Raw genomic sequence first — 18,808 nt, 5'->3', positions numbered from 1 at the left:
ATTCTATATATAATATTTCAACTTAATCACAATTTAAAGACAATTTTTATATATAATTTTAGAAGCTGCAAACAAGGAGCGCGGGATGATAAAAACTTTACGAGATGAAGACTTCATAGTCTCCAAGACGGATCTAAAAGGACGCATAACATACTGCAACCAGATATTTATGGAGATGGCCGAGTTTGAGGAGTATGAGCTTATCGGCAAACCTCACAACATCATCAGACACCCTGATATGCCAAAAGCGGTTTTCAGATACCTGTGGGAGACAATCCCAAAGAAACAGGAAGTATTCGCCTACGTTGTAAACAAGACCAAAAACGACAACGACTACTGGGTGTATGCGAACATCACCGCCTCAGTTGACGCAAACGGAAATATCACCGACTACTACTCGGTAAGAAGAAAACCGAATGAAAAGGCACTCGACGTTATCACTCCGCTTTATGCAAAAATGGTTGATGTTGAAAAAAAGAGCGGGGTAGATGCTTCATTTAAAGTTCTAACGGACATATTACAAGAAAAAGGGGTCGGATACAATGAGCTTATTATCTCTCTTCAAAACCAGCAGTAACAAATCTACGCATCGACAAATGCAGGAGCTGATGATAAATGTGTTAAAAGATGCTGCTGATGGAAAACTTAGCGGCAGAATAACCAACATACCAAACGACGGCTCTAAAGAGGCGGCTTTTGCATGGACAATAAACAATGTTCTTGACCAGTTCGAAGCATTTATGAGAGATGTAGAGACATCAATAGAGAGCGCTTCTGTAGGAGAGACCTACAGAATTACGAATCCTACCGGCCTGCATGGGATATTCCGCTCCACGTCCGAGAAGTTAAATATGGCCATTTCGTGCATCGCAAATGATTACGAGACAAAGATCAAAGGCAACCTATCATCAAAACTGAGCGAACTCGGCGGCGGCATAGGTGCGGGGCTTGAAGTTATACAAAAAGATATAAACAACTCTCAAAATGATTCGACAGAGATAGCAGAACTCTCCAGAAAAACAGCACTCTCATCTGAAAAAAGTCTGCAAAGCGTTATGGAGATAGGCAAAAAATTAAACACTCTTGTCGATTCCATCTCCTCATCACACAGTGCTATAATAACTCTTGAACAGAGAAGTCAGGACATATCGCATGTAGCGGCTCTGATAAAGGACATCGCCGACCAGACGAACCTTCTTGCGCTCAATGCGGCCATAGAAGCTGCTCGCGCAGGCGAGCATGGACGCGGATTTGCCGTCGTTGCGGATGAGGTAAGAAAACTGGCAGAGAGAACCCAAAAAGCGACACAGGAGATAGAGATAAATATTTCTACTCTTCAACAGGAAGCAAACGAGATGCGTTCAAACTCGGATGAGATATCTCAGATCGCTCAAAGCTCAAGCGAAGTGATCAATGAGTTTGAAGAGACGTTTAATGAACTAAACTCCTACGCAAATCAATCCTCAGATGCATCTGTAAAAATTCAAAACAGAATGCTTACAACACTTTTAAAGGTTGACCACGTTCTATTTAAGTCAACTGCCTACAGTGCAGTTTTGGATCAAGATGCACAAAAAACCTTTGTCGACCACGACAACTGCAGAATGGGCGTATGGTACAAAGGAGCAGGAAGGGAAGAGTTTGGACACACAAAAGCATTTCAAGAGATCGGACCTTTGCATGCCCAGCTTCATAACGCCGTTTTCAAAAATCAGATTTTCATAAAAGAGAACAATGTTCTCAAAAAAGAGAACCCTCAAAAGATCGTTAAAAACTTCATGGACATGGAAAATGCTTCAGAGAGGCTTTTTTCAAAACTTGACGAGATGGTTGAAGAGCATATTAAAAAATAACAAAAATATAGTTCTACATATACCTTCAACTTCTCATACCATCTTCCGTTCCCTGCTTATTATCACATTTTTTTATAATTTTTTATTAGAATCCTCTTAAAAAACTAAAAACTTATGCTACAATTCTGACAATATTTCAAGGATTATTGAAAGACAAAGTAAACCTCACTAATTAACTAAAAGGTGTTTTTATGCTAAAAGAGATGGCAGATAATGACTTTATCGTATCTAAAACAGACCTCAAGGGTAAAATAACCTACTGCAATAAGATATTTATGAAGATGGCGGAATATAAAGAGGAGGAGCTCCTTGGAAAGCCGCACAGTATCATCAGACATCCCGACATGCCAAAGGCTGTTTTTAAATATCTATGGGATACTATCCCTACAAAACAAGAGGTTTTTGCATTTGTCGTAAACAGAACAAAAAACGACAATCACTACTGGGTCTTTACCAATGTTACTGCCTCGGTTGACAAGAACGGCAAGATCATAGGCTACTACTCTGTTAGAAGAAAGCCAAATCCTGAAGCCCTGAAAGTCATCATCCCTCTCTACAAAGAGATGATAAGAGTTGAGAAAAGCGAAGGCGTAGAGGCTTCATTTAAAGTTCTAACGGACATATTACAAGAAAAAGGAGTAGGTTATGACGAACTTATCATCTCTCTTCAAAAATAGACAAACTGTCCTGCTCTTTTTAACGGTTCTCTCTGTCGGAGTTTATGCTCTAATAATTCAGAACTTTATCCTTTTGGGCTTAATGTTTTTGGCTTTAGCCGCTTCTGCTTTTATAAAAGTTGACAACGACTGCGAGCTAAAATCTCCGACCTACCAGTCGATGATAAAGGTTTTAAAAGAGGTTGCAGACGGAAATCTTGAGGGACGTGTTACACATATACCAGACAACGACTCTATAGAATCACAGTTTGCATGGAGCCTAAACGATGCTCTTGATCAGCTTGAAGCATTTATGAGAGATGTACACGCATCGGTAGATTACGCTTCACGCGGTAAAAACTACAGGCTTACATACGCATCTGGACTTCACGGAAGTTTCTACAGCACGTCAAAAGAGCTAAACGGTATTATGGGCTATATTGCAGAGGGTTACACTTCAAAGATAAAAGGCGAACTCTCGCAAAAGCTCAACAAGCTAAGCGGCGGAGCAAGCAACGCTTTTGAGACTATCCATAGCGACATCGTCCTTGCACAGCAAGACTCTACGGCAATTGCGGATGTGTCAAAAACAACGGCGGCTCTATCATCAAAAAGCCTGCAGGATGTCAAGGATATAAGCGATAGCTTCAACACTCTTGTAAACCTTATCTCATCTTCTCATGACGCTATTGTAAATCTTGAACACAGATCGAACGAGATATCGGTCGTAGTAGGGCTTATCAAAGATATTGCGGATCAGACAAACCTTCTTGCACTTAATGCCGCAATTGAAGCAGCTCGCGCTGGTGAGCACGGAAGAGGCTTTGCCGTTGTTGCTGATGAGGTAAGAAAACTGGCAGAGAGAACTCAAAAAGCTACAAATGAGATCGAGATAACGATATCTACGCTCCAGCAAGACTCCAACGACATCCGCGCAAATTCCGACAACATCTCAGATATTGCGCAAAAATCCAACAGCGTTGTAAACGAGTTTGAGCAGACATTCTCTCAACTAAACACCTCAGCAGAGCAGTCTGCTGACACTTCCAGAAAAATAGAGAGCAGACTAATGGCGACTTCGATGAAGGTAGAGCTTGCTCTATTTAAAACAGATGCCTACTCATCGATATTTGACTCAAAAGAGTCTTACGTATACAAAGACTCTAACAGCTGTAACATAGGCAAGTGGTACGCTAACGAAGGCGCAGAGTATTTCGGGCATACTAACGCTTACAGAGTTATCGGGCAGGTTCATAAAAAAGTTCACAGCTCTATTGCGGGCAACCTCTCTTTTATAAAGAACAACACGACATTTAAGAGCGAGAATGTCGATACGATAGTTCAGAATTTCAAAGCGATGGAAGAGGCTGCAGATGAGATGTTTAAACAACTTGACAATATTGTGAAAGAATTTTAAATTATTTACTCGCTATTAACTTATAATTAATATAATTGTGCATCTCAATTATGTTCAACCCCTTTCATTTTTGAGACAATACAACCTATAAATTATTTTATTATCCATTCCTTCCTCCCCCCTTTAGGGGTGGATAATTATGCTAAACTTCCCTTATGAAAAAAATCATACTTACAACTCTTAACTCAAGATTCACGCATACATCAATTGCGCTTAGATATCTCTATGCCAACTTAAAAGAGCTCCAAGATGATGCTATGATCCTGGAGTTCAGCATCAATGATGCGCTCCAGAGCATCGCAGAGAAGCTTCTTGTACATCAACCTGACATCATAGGTATCGGTGTGTATATATGGAATGTCACTTATGTAAGCGAGCTTATTCACATCATCAAAAAAGTATCTCCGCAAACAAAGATAATATTGGGAGGACCTGAGGTCTCGCATGAGCCGTTTAGGGTAGATCTGGAGAGTGCAGACTTTATTATTCAGGGTGAGGGCGATATAGCGTTTTATGAACTCTGCGTTAAGATTTTTAACAACTCTGCAGATGAGAGAGTTGTTAAAATGAGCATGCCCTCTCTTAAAAAAATAGAGCTCCCATATAAATTTTATACGGATGATGATATAAAAAACAGGTATATCTATGTCGAAGCGTCGCGCGGATGCCCGTTTGAGTGCGAGTTCTGTCTCTCTTCCATGGATGAGAAGGTAAGAGCGTTTGACCTTGAGAGACTATTAGAGGAGTTTGAGATTCTTTGGCAAAGAGGTGCCAGAGCGTTTAAATTTATAGATAGAACCTTTAACCTAAATATTAAGACCGCCAACAGACTGCTGGACTTTTTTTTGGCAAAAGAGCCTCCTTATTTTGCCCATTTTGAAGTAGTACCGGACCATTTTCCAGACTCACTCAAGGCAAAAATAGCCCTCTTTCCGGAGGGTGCACTGCAGCTTGAGATAGGTATACAGACTCTCAACCCGCAGATCGCCGCAAACATTTCAAGACCTTTGAAAATTGAGAAGATAAAAGAGAATATCGGTTTTTTGCAAGAGAGAACCCATGCACATATGCATCTTGACCTTATAGTAGGACTGCCGGGCGAGACACTTGAGAGCTTTGGAGCCAATCTGGATGAGCTGGTAAAGTTGAGCGATAGCGAGATACAGATAGGGATTCTTAAAAAACTCTCAGGCACATATATAAATCGCCACGACATAGAATGCGAGATGGTATATAGTGACATACCGCCATACGACGTGCTTCAGACATCCACGCTCTCGTTTATGGATATACAGATAATGAAAAGATTTGCAAGATTTTGGGACCTTACCTACAACAGCGGCAACTTTAAGCGTAGCGTAAAACTGATCTGGCAAGATGGGAGCGTGTTTCAAAACTTTTACGATTTTAGCATCTGGATATACTCTCAAACCGATTCCACATGGCAGATCTCTTTGCAGAGGCTCGGTGAACTTCTGTTCAAATATCTTTGTGAAATAAGAAAAATAGATGAGGAGTTTGTTGCAAAAAATATGCTTGAAGATATGATGAAAATAAAAGGCAGAGCAACTCCGAGCTACCTAAAGAGATATGCCCAAACTATAAGCATAAAAAATAGAGAAGGCACGTCCGGTTTCAATAAAAGACAGCAGTAATATCAGAGATTTTTGGATATAATCATCGCATGTTTAAACTAAAAGTGCTTTTAATATTATCGCTGCTGTTTGCACACGCAACCCATGCGCAAGAGCCGTACGTAGAAGATTCTCTTCTTAAAGAGATAAACAACAAATATAAAATATATGCAAAAAAGAGATTCGCTCTGCTTCAAGATACTCTCGATAGCGTAAGGGACAAAACGGACCTCGAAAAACTTGAGGCCGTAAACGATTTTTTTAACGAGGTCAGATACTCCAGCGACATGAAAGTCTACGGCAAAAGCGATTACTGGGCTACGCCTTGGGAGTTTTTGGGTAAAGACAGAGGGGATTGCGAGGACTATGTGATCAGCAAATATTTTGCTCTAAAATATCTCGGGGTAGATTACAAAAAACTCTTCTTTAGCTATGTCCGTTCTACAAAATTTAAAGAGCCGCATATGGTTCTGACCTACTTTGAAACACCAAAAAGCGAACCGCTTGTTTTAGACAACTATAACCGCAAAATATTTCCCGCATCACAGAGAAAGGATCTGACCCCTATCTATAACTTTAACGGTGATGTTCTCGATGAAGCAGATAAAAAAAATGAAAAATCACACAAAAAATGGGATGAGCTAAAGCTCAACATGCAAAGGAAAAAGATATGACACTCTACAAACAGACAGCCTTATTATTATCACTATTTTTACTTATCATTCTTACAACCGTATTGGTACTGAACTTTCAAAGCGTAAACAGAGGCGTTGAGGAGAGGCTCTATGAAGATGCCAAAAACACGGCTACCTCTCTTAGTCTCTCACTTGGCGGCGCCAACGGTGATCTCTCAATGATGTCTACCATGATAAATGCAAATTTTGACAGCGGAAACTACCGTAAAATAGCACTTGTTGATGTTGAGAAAAATCTTCTTTATGAGAGAGTTATTGAGAGTGATATCGTGATCGTTCCCGAATGGTTTATAGAACTAGTAACACTTAAAGCTCCGATCGCTTTTGCCAATGTCTCTGCAGGCTGGAGCCAGGTCGGGATTCTGCAAGTTCAAAGCGACTCGACATACGCATATAAACAGCTTTACTCAATCCTTATGGACTTGCTGATCTCTTTTGGTGTTATTGCCTTACTATCTCTTGCTGCTCTTAATCTATTGCTGCATGCTATTCTCAGACCTCTCAAAGAGGTTCAAAAACAGGCATCAGCGATCACAAAAAATGAGTTTATTATCCAAGAGAACATCCCTTACACCAAAGAACTTGCAGATGTAGTTCTCGGTATGAACAACATGGTCTCAAAAGTAAAAGCAATGTTCGACAAAGGAAATGAGGAGTTAAAAGCACACAAAGAGCTTGAATACACGGATGAGAACACTCAGCTGAAAAATCGTAAATACCTTATCGACAGACTTCCGGCATACCTTAAAGTCGACTCCCCTTATGAGAAAGGCGTAAACATGATCGTAGCCTTTGGAGGGATAATCGAAGCCAATGAAAAGATAGGTCATCAGCAGGTAGACAAACTGCTCATAGCGGTTGCGGAGGTCTTTAGAAAAAGCACAAAAGATATAAACGACTCCATTGTTGCAAGAATCAACGGTACTGAATTCTCTATATTTCTACCAGGTTACTTGGGCAGCGATGCCATCGATCTTGCAAAAAACATACAAAAAAGCTGCTTTAACGCCATAGACTCCGCAGGGCTTGACCAGCATGAGACTTTGACATATATAGGGATCTACGAGTACAATCATAAAGACACTATTTCCGAACTCTTTTCACGCTCAGACAATGCATTGGCACAGGCAAAATTTAATCGTGAACATATACATCTTGAAAAAGCGGACACTGCCGTTGAAGTTATGGGTAAGGAGGCTTGGAAACTTATAATCAAAAACGCCATAGAGAAGAACAGATTTATTTTTGTTTCATGGGGCGTAATAGATACAAAAAACAAAAAATTGGTGCATAATGTCCTAAGCATACATCTTGTTTTAGACAAAAACAGCTCTTACGGCTATGCCCAATTTATGGCTCCTGCTATACAGTCAGGTCTCAGCTGCGACATTTACAAAAAAATAGTAACCATGCTCTTTAACGACTCTCTTACTCTCCTTAGTGCTTCGACATACTCACTCAGACTACCTCAAGAGTACTTAGAAAAACAGGAGACTTACCACAGCATAAGCGAACTTCTTCGCGCAAATGCGGCTATGCTTCCGTTCAAACTTATAATTGAACTTCCTGACAGACTTGTCCGTCAGGACTCTAAAAACATCAGAGAGTATATAGAGCTCTTTAGAAGGTACAGCATAGATATAGGTATATTTGAGTTTATCGGAGAGAGTGAAGATTACCAGTATCTGCAGGATCTTAGACCTTCATACATAAAAGCGGAGAGCAGCTACTTCTTGACGCAGAGTGATCAGTCCATATCATCTCTGAGGCTGATAACCGACAGTGTCGGAATATCGCTTATTGCGGTAGGGGTGAGTGATATAGAGACACTTGAGATGCTAAAAGAAAAAGGTATCTATATAGTGCAGGGGGAGGTCACGGAGACTCTGGAGCTGGATTAAAATCCTCTGGAGTTTAGACCTTTTGCTATCGCCTCGTTTATCTCTTTTTTATACTCTGGATTGAGCCTCTCAAGCTCTCTGTCAAAAGTTATTATCATATCTTTGTTGGCGTTTGGATGTCTGCATATAGTAAATAAAATGTCTATATATGTATCAAAATCGGGATGAGGTCTAAGACCGAGCTTTTTATGAACTTTTCCGTGATGTTTTATAATAAGCTCAAGCGCTTCTGAGAGAGTATCCTCATTTGATCTTCTGTTTTTTATGATATTGACCAGATGAAACAGATCAGTGTTTACAGAAGAGGAGGCCTCTTCTTTGCTCTCATCTTTGCTCTCTTTTTGTACCTCTGTCGCCACTTGGCGTTTTGGCTCGCTCTTTGCATCTCTGCTAGGCTCTAAAAAAAGTAAAAAGATTAAAACAGCCAAAACTATAATGAGTCCGATAATCGCTTTTATAATAAACTCTGTTTCCATCGTACCACTTTTTTAGTTATTATACCCAACAAAAAATAAAACCTATTAAAACAAGCCCTCATTAATCATACAAAGATATAATCGTCAAAATTGAGAAAAAGGAAAGTAACGATATGGAAGTATTAATAGTATTGATAGCCATTTCAATAGGACTTTTTAGTGCAGGTATGTTTCTTGTTTTTCAGGACAAATATAAGTATATAAAAGAGATAAAAAAAGAGACAACAAGAGTCGAGACAAGTGCATATAAAAACTCCCAAGAGTATCAGGATAATCAAAAAAAGATAGAAGAGCTGGGGATTGTTGAAGTGTCGGTAGATAAGCTCTTTGGCATGAGAGAAGGGTCTATGCAAAAGCTGAACGCTCCAAATACGCTTTTTCTTGACACAAAGATACATGATGCCGAAACAGACTACCTTTTAAAATTTGCTCTAACTCACGGTTGCGACAATAGTGAAAATATAGATATCATAGATGAGAAAATTAGCGTATTGATGGGTTACAACTTGGATGATTGAGTAAAAGATTAAAAAGGTAACACATAGGTAACACTGTTACTCTTTTATAATGGCTTTGCACTGCTTTTTAAACTTAGGCAGACCTTCTCTTATGATCCACTCGATTATCGCTAGGTTAACACCTTCATAATCATGTGCTATGTAAGTTCTGACATCATACATACCCTTGACATCGTTATTGTCAAAAGCACTTAAAATATCATCCGCATGTTCTCTCTTAAGCTTGTTAAACTGTTCTGCTATCGCTGTGAGGTGCATCAGGATTGCGGGTCTGCTAGTTACTTGGTCTTCTAACGCTCTGGTAATGTTTCCGCTGTTTTTAACTATCTCTTCAATATACTCTATTTTTTCAAGTATCAAATATACTTTGCTAATAGACTCTTTAGACATATATAGCTCTGTCTATAATAAATTTTTTGCCTGTCTTGCTCATACCTGTTATATCCGCAAGATCAACAGGCAACCCTATAGCCTTGCTTATCTCAGCTTGTATCTCTTTGATACGTTTTATTGCGCCAAAACCGTACTTACTGGCAAATTTAGGCGTGGCTTCTACAAGAATATCCACATCGCTATCAGCATCTGCTTCATCACGAGAGTATGAACCAAAAAGCGCTTTTATCAAGAAACCCTCTTGTGCGTAAACATCTTTAACATTAGTTAAATAATTAATTATTGATTCTTTATTCATGCCAAGATTATACCATAGTTATTTTTTGGATGTTTTTTTATGTGGTGGACAGCGAGGGATTCGAACCCTCGATAGGTTGCCCTATACACGCGTTCCAGGCGTGCGCCTTCGACCACTCGGCCAGCTGTCCGTTTAGGAGGTGCAATTTTACCCTCAAAACCCTTAAGGGGAGCTCTAAAGAGACTCTTTTTTAGAGAGAAAAATCACTGTAGTCATATTTTTGCAGATCGATATAGTACTTTTTGTCTATCTCAATGACCCTTGGATCATTCTGCGCTCTTGCTTTGAACTCATCTTTTATCTTTGCTCTCTTCTTCTTTGAGAAGTTTTTGCTCTTTAGATATTTTCCAAGAGGAACAAGTCTTTTCTCCTCTGCCGTATCCTCTTTTTGAATGTGCTCTATCTCCGCTTCAAGAGGCTCCTGCGGAGCATTTAGAATAAACTTTGAAGAGATAGCGTTTATGATGCTTTTTAACTGCTCATCTTTATCCTTGTATATCTGCTCTATCTTTCTTCTCTCTTCTATAAGCATCTGCTCTTTTTGGTCTCTTAGAGTTCTTGTCTCGCTCTGTAGTGTCTCAACCTTTTGCTGGAGTTTTGCATTCTGCTCCTCTAAAAACTTATAGTACCTCTCATCCGATTGCGGTGCAGTTTTTTTTGCAGAAGTTCTTACGGGCTGAGTGTTTGAGCTTTTGTTTTTGCTAATCAAAACGAACTTTACGCCATCCTCCATAACACTCTCAAGCGAGCCTCTTCTAATACGGTTATGGATCGCCTCTTTTGAGACTCCAAGTTTTTCTGCGGCATCTGAAATAGTTAGTTTTATCATAAAATGCTCCCTCTATCTCATATTTTCAAAAACAAGCGGGGCTTCCCACTCCATAGCTCTGATCTCTCTAATGACTTTTTGCAGGTCGTCAAGATTTTTGCCTTTGACCCTTATAGAGTCGCCCTCTATCTGGGCAGTGACTTTAAGCTTGAGGTTTTTTATCTCTGCTGCGATTTTTTTAGCCTCTTTTGACTCAATATAGTCAACTATTTTAAAAGTGACCTTTCTGTTATTGCCGCTTGAGTCTTCCGTCTTTAGCTCTTCTAGCACTTTTGAGGAGAGGTTTTGTTTTAAAAGCTTAGCTATAACAATGTCTTTAAGTGCCTCTAGTTTGTTATCGCTTGAAGCAACCAGCACTAAAAGTTTGTCTTTCTCTCTGTAGTTTACCTCGTACGCCGTTCCCTTAAAATCGTAACGGTTTGCAACCTCTTTGTCCACAAGATTTATAGCATTTTTAAAGTTCTGCATATCGATCTTTGCGCTGATATCAAACGAGTGTTCTTTTGCCATCTTTATAACCCCTTATAACATAATGGCAGATTATAACATATTGTTAGCTGTTTTAAAAAACCGGGCTGCCGTCATTAAAGCCGCCGCCGAACCCTCCGCCAAAATTACCAAAACTTGGATCCATATAACCCAATATTGAGCTTTTTGCTCTTAGTTTTTCAATATCTGCCTTGCTTGAGATCCCCTGCGGGCAGACAAGTGTGCACTCATTGCACAAAGTACAGTCCCAGACACCGTTTGTCTGCACTCCGTCTATCTTCTCTTTTGGATCTGACTCCCTTTTATCGCTAACATAGCGCCAAACTCTTGTTAGTGAGAACGGTCCTAAAAATTCGCTATTTACTGCATATACAGGGCAAGCGCTATAACAAGAAGCACACAGTATGCAGTCGCTTTGAAGTTCGTTTATATGCTGATTCTCCTCTGAGAGCTCTAAGCCTTTGGCAAGTGAACTCTGCCACGCTTTTGCCTTTGCGTTAAATGAGTAAGCCTTCTCCATGTCAACGACGAGATCACGAAGAACAGGCGTGTTACGAAGCGGCTCTACCAAGTCGCCGTCTTTTGCGTGATGTGAACACGCCAAGACCTCGCGTCCGTTTACTCTAAGAGCACAGCTTCCGCACACACCGCTTCTGCAACCGCTGCTATAAGCAAGGGATGGGTCTTGTGCTCTTTTTATCTCATTTAACACCTCTAAAAGAGTCGCACCTTGCATATCCACATCATACGTCACAACGCTATCTCTTTGAATATTAATTTTCATAGCTCACCATCCCCTCTGCATCTACGATCGTATGCGCTCTATATTTTTCATCTGCTTGAGGAAAATCTACTCTAAAGTGCGCACCTCTGCTCTCCTCCCTGCTTATAGCACTAAGCAGGATCGTCTCGGCAACCGTGAGCATATTTTTAAACTCCAAAAACTCTACAAGATTCGTGTTGTACTCTTTTGTTTTATCGCTAACACCCATCTTAGGCAGAGCACTTTTCATCTCTTGCACCTCTTTGAGAGTCTCTTGCAGTGCCTCTTTGTCTCTCTTTATTCCTACATTTTTATAAAAAAGCTCGCCTAAAAGTGCTTGCTTCTCATAAAAATTTATCTCGTTCGTGTATCTTTTTATATCTGCGATCTCGTTCTCAAAAAACTCTTTTGTTTTTTCAAAAGTTCTCTCTTTTGAGTTCTCTTTTGCATATTTAGCAGCGTTTTCTCCGGCCTGTTTGCCAAATACTACAAGCTCCAAAAGAGAGTTTCCACCAAGCCTGTTTGCTCCGTGGACTCTGTGGTTCGCACACTCGCCGGCTGCAAAGAGCCCCTCGATAGATGTAGAGGAGTAAGCGTCCACCTCTATGCCGCCCATGGTGTAGTGCGCTGCTGGTTTTATAGGGATAAGGTCTTGTGAGGGATCAACATTCTCATAAAGTTTTGCAAGTTTTGCCTCTTGAGGAAGCTCTTTTTCTATAAACTCCGAACCCAAATGGCGGATGTCAAGGTATATCTCCTCACCTTTTTGTATCTCGTCATGAATTGCTTTTGAGACCTCGTCGCGCGGCAGAAGCTCATCTACAAACCTCTCGCCCTTTGAGTTTAAAAGATGCCCGCCCGCACCTCTTGCACTCTCGGAGACAAGGATTGATGAGCCTTTTAGCGCCGTTGGATGAAACTGCACAAACTCCATATCGCTCACTCTTGCCCCCGCACGCAGTGCTGCAGCAACTCCATCACCCGTGGAAGATAGCGAGTTTGTGGAGTAGGTATTGTAGACCCTGCTGTACCCGCCAGTTGCCAGAACAACGCTAGAAGCCTCCAATATCTCCACCTCGCCGCTTCTTTTATTAAGCAGACTCACGCCGCGTATATATTTTTTACCGCTCTCATCACTCTGGCTTAAAAGCTCCAGCAGATATCTCTCATTTAATATCTCTATCCCCTCTGCCAGACATCTGTCGTAAAGCGTGTGAAGGATCTTCAGACCCGTATAGTCCTGAGCGTAACAAGCACGTGCAGCATATGCACCGCCGAGCTTTCTTTGAGCGATCTTGGAATTTGGCGTTCTGCTAAAAGGAACACCTATGCTATCAAGCCATGCGACAGCTTTTGGCGCCTCTTGGCACATATACCTGACCGCGCTCTCATCAGCCAGAGCGTTTGCCGATTTAAGCGTGTTTTGAATATGCATCTCCACGCTGTCACCGTCTGCTTCATGCAAAACGGCATTTATCCCGCCTTGAGCCATGCATGTCTGACTCCTTGTAGGATACTCTTTTGTAACCAAAACTACATCTGCGCCGTTTTCGTGAGCATTTAAAGCGGCGACAAGCCCTGCTCCTCCAGCTCCGACAACTACTACTCTACTCTTCATCCTTATCCTCGCTTATACCTACTTCGATTATAAATTTCGCCCCGCCTTGAATATTTTCGACGTACAGCTTGCCGTCCTTGTGCTGCTTTATGATATTTTTCGACATATGCAGACCCAATCCCGTACCGTTTTTATCAAACTTTGTCGAGAAGTAGGGGTCAAATATCTTATCTATTATCTTCTCATCTATCCCTCCGGCGTTGTCACTTATCTCCATTACCGCAACACCGTCTATATCGTAACTCTTTATAGAGATCTGGGCATCCTCTATCCCTTTTTCGTTGAACTGCTCTCTTGCATTGTTTATAATATTTACCAAGACCTGTACAAACTCATTTTTAAAAAGCTTGACTCTGCTTGTGGAGCCGAGTTCTAAAGAGAGGTCTATGTTTTCAGATGCCAAGCTCCCCTCAAGCAGCCAGTAGACCTGAAAAACAGGGTCGTTTAACGTACACTCTTCCTGATGTTTGTTCGGTCTGTAGAAATCGCTGAAATCGGTTATGATCTGCCCCATGTTATTTGTATAGAACTCGATCTTTTTAAGCTTTTTGTCCAAGAAATCCAAAAACTCTTTTCTCTGTTTTTCATCAGAAAGATCATACTGTTCAAGCTCTATTGCCATGATCATGGATATGTTAAGAGCAGATATGGTGCTAAGAGGCTGTTTCCACTGATGAGCGATCATGCTGACTATCTCTCCGATCTGAGCCAAACGCGATTTATGGAGCAGATATGTATCTTTTTTCTGCATCTCGTTTACCGCGTCCGATATCTTAAGCTCAAGCGTTTGATTAAGCTCTAGCAGTTTGTCTTTAAGCTCTTCAAGCTCACTGTTTTTCTTCTTAAAAATATGCTGACGGTAGAAAAATATAAAGATCACTACAAGAACCAGAAAAAGTGTCTCTTTTAAATACTCAAACTTTACGCTGTTCACATAGTTCACCGACACCCAGTTGTTAAAATAGTTATGCACATCGGGATGCTTAAGGTTTCTTGATAGCTTTTCATAAATGTTAAAAAGTGTCGCATCATCGCCTCTTACTCCAAAAGAGATACCGATCTTATCATCAAACTGACCTGAGATTCTCAGATGTCCGTTAGAGCTGTTCTTAAAAGCGTATGCCGTACTTATAAGGGTGTCTATATATCCGTAATATTTTCCTCTCTCTACCGCTCTAAAACCATCTTTTAAAGAGTCTACATAATTTAGCTTTATCCACGGATGCTTCTTTTTGAGGTCTCTTACAAAAGGGTTTCCACTTGCTACGACAAACTCTTTATCTATGGTACTGTCTACATCTACTATATAGTTTTGCGATTTTCTTGTTACGATAACAAGCGGTTCATGGTGGTAAAAAGTGGTATATCTTATATCTTTATCTTCTCTTTTTGGCACGGACATAGGCAGAATGTCGCACTCTTTGTTTGATACCTTCTGCATAGCCTCTTCCCAGCCGCTGCTTTTTATAAACCTATACTCTACGTTGATATTCTCTTTTGTAAGTTTTAAAATATCGGCAGCCACACCTATGAACTCCCCATGCTCGAGATCGCTAAGAGGCAGCATTGATGATATCGCACAGACACTCACCTCTTGCTTTTTTCTAAGATACTCCTTCTCCTCTTTGGTTAAGAACACATCCCTGCTGCTAAATATAAGCTCACTCATATCTACTTCCGATTCTACAAGCCCCATCAACCTGTATATATCGAGTATCCTCTCTATCTTGCTCTTTCTAACGCTTCCAAATGGGATATCTTTTATGTATGCAAGCTTTTTCAACTCAAATGCTTCAAACATCAAAGCTGCTCTCGTCTTGTTTGTCGGGTTATACTTTTTATATATTAGTTCAACCGTCTCATCTATATTTTTAAAAGCGTACTCCCATCCCTTTATGGATGCCTTGTTAAAACTATTGACGCTTTGTGGATTTTTACGCGCATAATCTTGCGAAGTAAAAAGTAGATCGCTGTAGAAATCAAAACCTCTCTCCTTTGGAGAAAAGAGCTTATATTTTATACCTTTTTCTTGAAGCAGATAAGGCTCGTTCGAGATGTAACCAGCATAGAGATCCACCTTTTTGCCGATCAGGTCTTCAATATCAAAAGTATGTCTTTTAAACTCAATGCTTTTTTCATCTATTTTTGAAGACTTTATCATGGCATGGACGGATGCTGTCTCAACGGCATCCTCTGTTATCATGATCTTTTTGCCGCTAAAATCTTTTATGTTCTCTATATTTGAGGTTTTCAGTGCTATGAGTGTGAGGGGTGAAGATTGAAATATTGCGCTCAAAAGAGAGATCTCTTTTCCTCTGGCATAGTTCCAGATAAGGCTTGAGCGCCCTATGCCGTATGTCGTTTTTCCGCTTAAAACGTCACCGACAACATCTGTTTCATTGGTGAACTTTTTTATCTCTACATCAAAGCCGGCGTCTGCATAAAAACCCTTCTCTTTTGCCATATAGTATCCCGCAAACTGAAACTGGTCCAGCCACTGAAGCTGCAAAGAGACCTTCTGCATAGGTTTTGCAGCGGCACAAAGAGAAGCAGCAATAAGCATAAGAGTAAATATATATTTCATAAGATTACCGTCTGTTTAAATGTGGTAGATTATACCACAAGAGTTAAAAAGTAGTACCTTGCTATCCTAAAACTTCCAGCGATTAAGACGAACCAGATAAATCTCAGCCTGAGGACACCGGCAACAAGTGTGAGAGGATCGCCTATTACAGGAAGCCATGAGAGAAAAAGTGCATAGTAGCCGTATTTATGTCCATACCCGTAAGCTTTTGCCCCGGTTTTGGATGCCAAAAGTTTTTCCTTTGTCTTCTCGTAAAGCAGATAGCCCAAAAAGTAGTTCAATATTATGGCAAGGATATTTCCGCTTGAGGCAAAAAGAAGTGCATTTAGCTCAGGCATACCGCTTGAGAGGGCCGCGACGAAGGCGACTTCGGAGCTAAATGGAAAAATGGTAGCGGCCAAAAAAGCGGATAGAAAAAGAGTAAGCTCTGCTATGTTATCTGCTTATTGATGATTTTATATTTTCTATAACGCCGGCTATAAGCTTCTGCCTTGCTTCAACGCTTGTCCATGCAATGTGCGGGGTTATGTAGAGATTAGCTCGGTTTTTCACACTTAAGAGCGGATGATTCTCTTCCATCGGTTCACGGCTTAAAACATCGAGTCCAAAAGAGATATTTTTCTCATCGATTATTTTTGCAACCGCCGCCTCATCTATGATACCGCCGCGTCCTAGGTTTAAAACAACGGCTCCTTCTGTGCACATTAACAACTCTTCATATCCCAGAAGATTTGCGGTTTTCTCATTTAGCGGTGCGTGTATGGAGATGATATGGCATGTTTTTAAAAGCTCTTCAAGTTCTAGTTGTTCATAATCCTGACTTGAGTTCTTACCGCTTGTTGAGAAGTAACAGAGATCTGCACCGAAAGTCTCTGCCACCCTTGCAACACCGCGTCCGATCTCGCCCAAGCCTATGATTCCCCATCTTTTACCCTTGATCTCAAAAAACGGTTGTGATACATCTGTAAAAATAGGGCTTTTTGCGTAAGAGCCCTCTTTTACATACTCATCATAATATCTGGAATGCCCTACAAGATAAAAAAGCATAGAAAAAGTGTGTTGAATAACTGAATCGGTCGAGTATCCTGAGACGTTCTTTACCTCAATGTCCCTCTTTTTTGCGGCCTCTAAATCCACATTGTTCATACCCGTTGCGGCGACACAGATAAGTTTTAGAGCGGGAGAGTTTGAGATGTGCTCAGATGTTATAACAACCTTGTTAGTAACAATAACTTCCGCATGGGCTATACGCTCCTGTGTCTGCTGGGGCGAAGTTGTCTGAAAAACATCGACATCTCCGAGCTTAAAAAACCCGCTAAGAGATGTATCGCCAAAAGTTAGCGCATCAAGGATAACAATCTTCATCTAGCTGTCCTTGATGTTTTGGATCAGCTCTCTTGCTCTCTCTAGCGCTTTGTCGGCCTTATCAAAAACAAGCGCGACTGCCAGACGTCTGCCTTTATGCGCTTCGGGCTTTGAAAAGATTCTAACAAAACTGTTATCGCTAAAGAGGCTCTCATCAACACTTATAACAGGAGCGTAACTGTGAACTTCAGACTTAAACGCGGCACTTGCACCCTCACCGTAGAAGGTAAAGCCAAGAGGAAGACCCAAAACGGCACGTAAGTGAAGCGCGAACTCGCTTTGAGACTGGGTGATGAGCGTTACCATCCCGGTATCGTGAGGACGAGGAGATACCTCGGAGAAGTAAACCTCATCGCCTTTGATAAAGAGCTCAACGCCAAAAAGACCGCGACCGCCAAGACCGTCGGTTATCTTTTTAGCGATCTCCTGCGAGCGCTCTTTTGCCAGCGGGCTCATCTGCATCGGCTGCCATGAGAATACATAATCTCCGTCTCTCTGCTCATGCCCTATCGGCTCGCAAAAAACAGTCTCGCTGCCGTTTCTAGCCGTGAGCATCGTTATCTCATAATCAAAATCTATAAAAGCCTCTACTATAAGCTCGCTTGCATCGCCGCGCGCCTCTTTTGCTATCTCCCATGAAGCATCTATGTCATCTGCGCTTCTTGCCACGCTCTGCCCGTGCCCCGAAGAGCTCATAACAGGCTTTATTACACAAGGAAAACCAAGACGCTCTGCTGCCTCGCTCAACCCCTCTTTTGTTGTGACAAACTCGTAAGGACCTGTTTTTAGACCTAAAACTTCAGCCGCAAATGTACGGATATTTTTACGATTCATCGTTTTGCTAACGGCGCTTGCGTTTGGAATAACGTTATACCCTTTGTCTTCTGCCGCAAAAAGAGCATCGATGCTGATAGCCTCTATCTCAGGCAGAATATAGTCAGGCTTTTCACGGTGAATGATCTCCAAAACGGCATCTTTATCTTGCATATTTACGACATAGCTTCTGTGTGCTACATGATGTGCCGGAGCATTTTGGTATCTATCGACGGCTATTACCTCAAGACCTAGTCTTTGAGCTTCGATTGCAACTTCCTTGCCGAGTTCGCCAGAGCCTAGAAGCATAATTTTTTTTGAGTTTGATTTTAGAGGAGCGGAGAAACGCATAATAATTCCTTGTAAATATTTTAACTACATGCTATACGAACGATTCTGCAACCTTAGGGTCAAAATCTTTGATTTTGGGGCACCCAAGGTGAAGCCTAAGTAAGTATAGCAAGAGAGTTAAAACTACTTTGTTGAGTTAAAGGAATTATAACAAA

19 protein-coding genes, 1 tRNA gene and 1 pseudogene are annotated in these 18,808 nt (G+C 41.0%); 9 read left to right on the top strand and 12 right to left on the bottom strand.

Annotation, left to right across the window (positions count from 1 at the left end):
• Window positions 1-85: 85 nt before the first annotated feature.
• The 8 genes and pseudogenes from RBR61_RS00520 to RBR61_RS00485 all read left to right on the top strand — a co-directional run bounded on the left by RBR61_RS00520 (window position 86) and on the right by RBR61_RS00485 (window position 8,156).
• Window positions 86-577 (top strand): PAS domain-containing protein, encoded by a 492-nt coding sequence (locus RBR61_RS00520; protein WP_320341560.1) that lies wholly within the window; start codon window positions 86-88, stop codon window positions 575-577.
• Window positions 543-1,460 (top strand): annotated as a pseudogene (locus RBR61_RS00515) (methyl-accepting chemotaxis protein); the annotation flags it as partial. The gene RBR61_RS00520 and the pseudogene RBR61_RS00515, both read left to right, overlap by 35 nt.
• A gap of 33 nt (window positions 1,461-1,493) precedes the next feature.
• The gene (locus RBR61_RS00510; RefSeq protein ID WP_320341720.1) at window positions 1,494-1,853 is read left to right on the top strand and encodes a CZB domain-containing protein; all 360 of its coding nucleotides are present in this window, start codon (window positions 1,494-1,496) and stop codon (window positions 1,851-1,853) included.
• Between the two features lie 191 nt (window positions 1,854-2,044).
• Window positions 2,045-2,530, top strand: a complete 486-nt coding sequence (locus RBR61_RS00505; protein WP_320341559.1) for a PAS domain-containing protein — start codon at window positions 2,045-2,047, stop codon at window positions 2,528-2,530.
• Window positions 2,499-3,926 (top strand): methyl-accepting chemotaxis protein, encoded by a 1,428-nt coding sequence (locus RBR61_RS00500; protein WP_320341558.1) that lies wholly within the window; start codon window positions 2,499-2,501, stop codon window positions 3,924-3,926. Before RBR61_RS00505 ends, RBR61_RS00500 begins: the two co-directional genes overlap by 32 nt.
• Window positions 3,927-4,081: 155 nt before the next feature.
• A complete protein-coding gene (locus RBR61_RS00495; protein ID WP_320341557.1) occupies window positions 4,082-5,581 on the top strand; it encodes a DUF4080 domain-containing protein in 1,500 nt (499 codons plus the stop codon).
• Between the two features lie 29 nt (window positions 5,582-5,610).
• Window positions 5,611-6,234: a transglutaminase-like cysteine peptidase gene (locus RBR61_RS00490; protein WP_320341556.1), complete on the top strand. Its 624-nt coding sequence runs from the start codon at window positions 5,611-5,613 to the stop codon at window positions 6,232-6,234.
• Window positions 6,231-8,156, top strand: coding sequence for a LapD/MoxY N-terminal periplasmic domain-containing protein (locus RBR61_RS00485; RefSeq protein WP_320341555.1), 1,926 nt, complete (start codon window positions 6,231-6,233; stop codon window positions 8,154-8,156). The genes RBR61_RS00490 and RBR61_RS00485 overlap by 4 nt, the downstream gene beginning before the upstream one ends.
• Here RBR61_RS00485 and RBR61_RS00480 read toward each other — a convergent pair.
• Entirely contained in the window at window positions 8,153-8,632 is a 480-nt protein-coding gene (locus RBR61_RS00480) for a hypothetical protein (RefSeq protein WP_320341554.1), read from the bottom strand. The genes RBR61_RS00485 and RBR61_RS00480 overlap by 4 nt on opposite strands.
• 113 nt (window positions 8,633-8,745) lie before the next feature.
• Here RBR61_RS00480 and RBR61_RS00475 point away from each other — a divergent pair, with 113 nt between their 5' ends.
• A complete protein-coding gene (locus RBR61_RS00475; protein ID WP_320341553.1) occupies window positions 8,746-9,150 on the top strand; it encodes a hypothetical protein in 405 nt (134 codons plus the stop codon).
• A 36-nt stretch (window positions 9,151-9,186) separates the two neighbouring features.
• On the opposite strand, the gene RBR61_RS00470 is transcribed toward RBR61_RS00475, so the two are convergent.
• The 11 genes from RBR61_RS00470 to purT all read right to left on the bottom strand — a co-directional run bounded on the left by RBR61_RS00470 (window position 9,187) and on the right by purT (window position 18,653).
• Window positions 9,187-9,540 (bottom strand): HepT-like ribonuclease domain-containing protein, encoded by a 354-nt coding sequence (locus RBR61_RS00470; RefSeq protein WP_320341552.1) that lies wholly within the window; start codon window positions 9,538-9,540, stop codon window positions 9,187-9,189.
• Entirely contained in the window at window positions 9,533-9,841 is a 309-nt protein-coding gene (locus tag RBR61_RS00465) for a nucleotidyltransferase domain-containing protein (protein WP_320341551.1), read from the bottom strand. Before RBR61_RS00465 ends, RBR61_RS00470 begins: the two co-directional genes overlap by 8 nt.
• A 42-nt stretch (window positions 9,842-9,883) precedes the next feature.
• Window positions 9,884-9,971 (bottom strand) — tRNA-Ser (locus tag RBR61_RS00460).
• 60 nt (window positions 9,972-10,031) lie between these two features.
• The gene (locus tag RBR61_RS00455; RefSeq protein WP_320341550.1) at window positions 10,032-10,670 is read right to left on the bottom strand and encodes a DNA-binding protein; all 639 of its coding nucleotides are present in this window, start codon (window positions 10,668-10,670) and stop codon (window positions 10,032-10,034) included.
• A 12-nt stretch (window positions 10,671-10,682) separates the two neighbouring features.
• Window positions 10,683-11,180, bottom strand: coding sequence for a YajQ family cyclic di-GMP-binding protein (locus tag RBR61_RS00450; RefSeq protein ID WP_320341549.1), 498 nt, complete (start codon window positions 11,178-11,180; stop codon window positions 10,683-10,685).
• 52 nt (window positions 11,181-11,232) lie between these two features.
• On the bottom strand, window positions 11,233-11,943 hold the full coding sequence (locus tag RBR61_RS00445; RefSeq protein WP_320341548.1) for a 2Fe-2S iron-sulfur cluster-binding protein: 711 nt from the start codon (window positions 11,941-11,943) through the stop codon (window positions 11,233-11,235).
• Window positions 11,933-13,540 (bottom strand): FAD-dependent oxidoreductase, encoded by a 1,608-nt coding sequence (locus RBR61_RS00440; protein WP_320341547.1) that lies wholly within the window; start codon window positions 13,538-13,540, stop codon window positions 11,933-11,935. Before RBR61_RS00440 ends, RBR61_RS00445 begins: the two co-directional genes overlap by 11 nt.
• Window positions 13,530-16,124, bottom strand: coding sequence for an ABC transporter substrate-binding protein (locus RBR61_RS00435; RefSeq protein WP_320341546.1), 2,595 nt, complete (start codon window positions 16,122-16,124; stop codon window positions 13,530-13,532). The genes RBR61_RS00440 and RBR61_RS00435 overlap by 11 nt, the downstream gene beginning before the upstream one ends.
• Before the next feature lie 29 nt (window positions 16,125-16,153).
• Window positions 16,154-16,525, bottom strand: a complete 372-nt coding sequence (locus RBR61_RS00430) for a DedA family protein (RefSeq protein WP_320341545.1) — start codon at window positions 16,523-16,525, stop codon at window positions 16,154-16,156.
• A gap of 34 nt (window positions 16,526-16,559) precedes the next feature.
• Window positions 16,560-17,489, bottom strand: coding sequence for a D-2-hydroxyacid dehydrogenase (locus RBR61_RS00425; RefSeq protein WP_320341544.1), 930 nt, complete (start codon window positions 17,487-17,489; stop codon window positions 16,560-16,562).
• Window positions 17,490-18,653 (bottom strand): formate-dependent phosphoribosylglycinamide formyltransferase, encoded by a 1,164-nt coding sequence (gene purT / locus RBR61_RS00420; RefSeq protein ID WP_320341543.1) that lies wholly within the window; start codon window positions 18,651-18,653, stop codon window positions 17,490-17,492.
• Between the last annotated feature and the right edge of the window lie 155 nt (window positions 18,654-18,808).

The organism is Sulfurimonas sp. (genome assembly GCF_034005705.1).
Lineage (GTDB): Bacteria > Campylobacterota > Campylobacteria > Campylobacterales > Sulfurimonadaceae > Sulfurimonas.
This window is presented reverse-complemented; position numbering and strand designations above follow the sequence as displayed.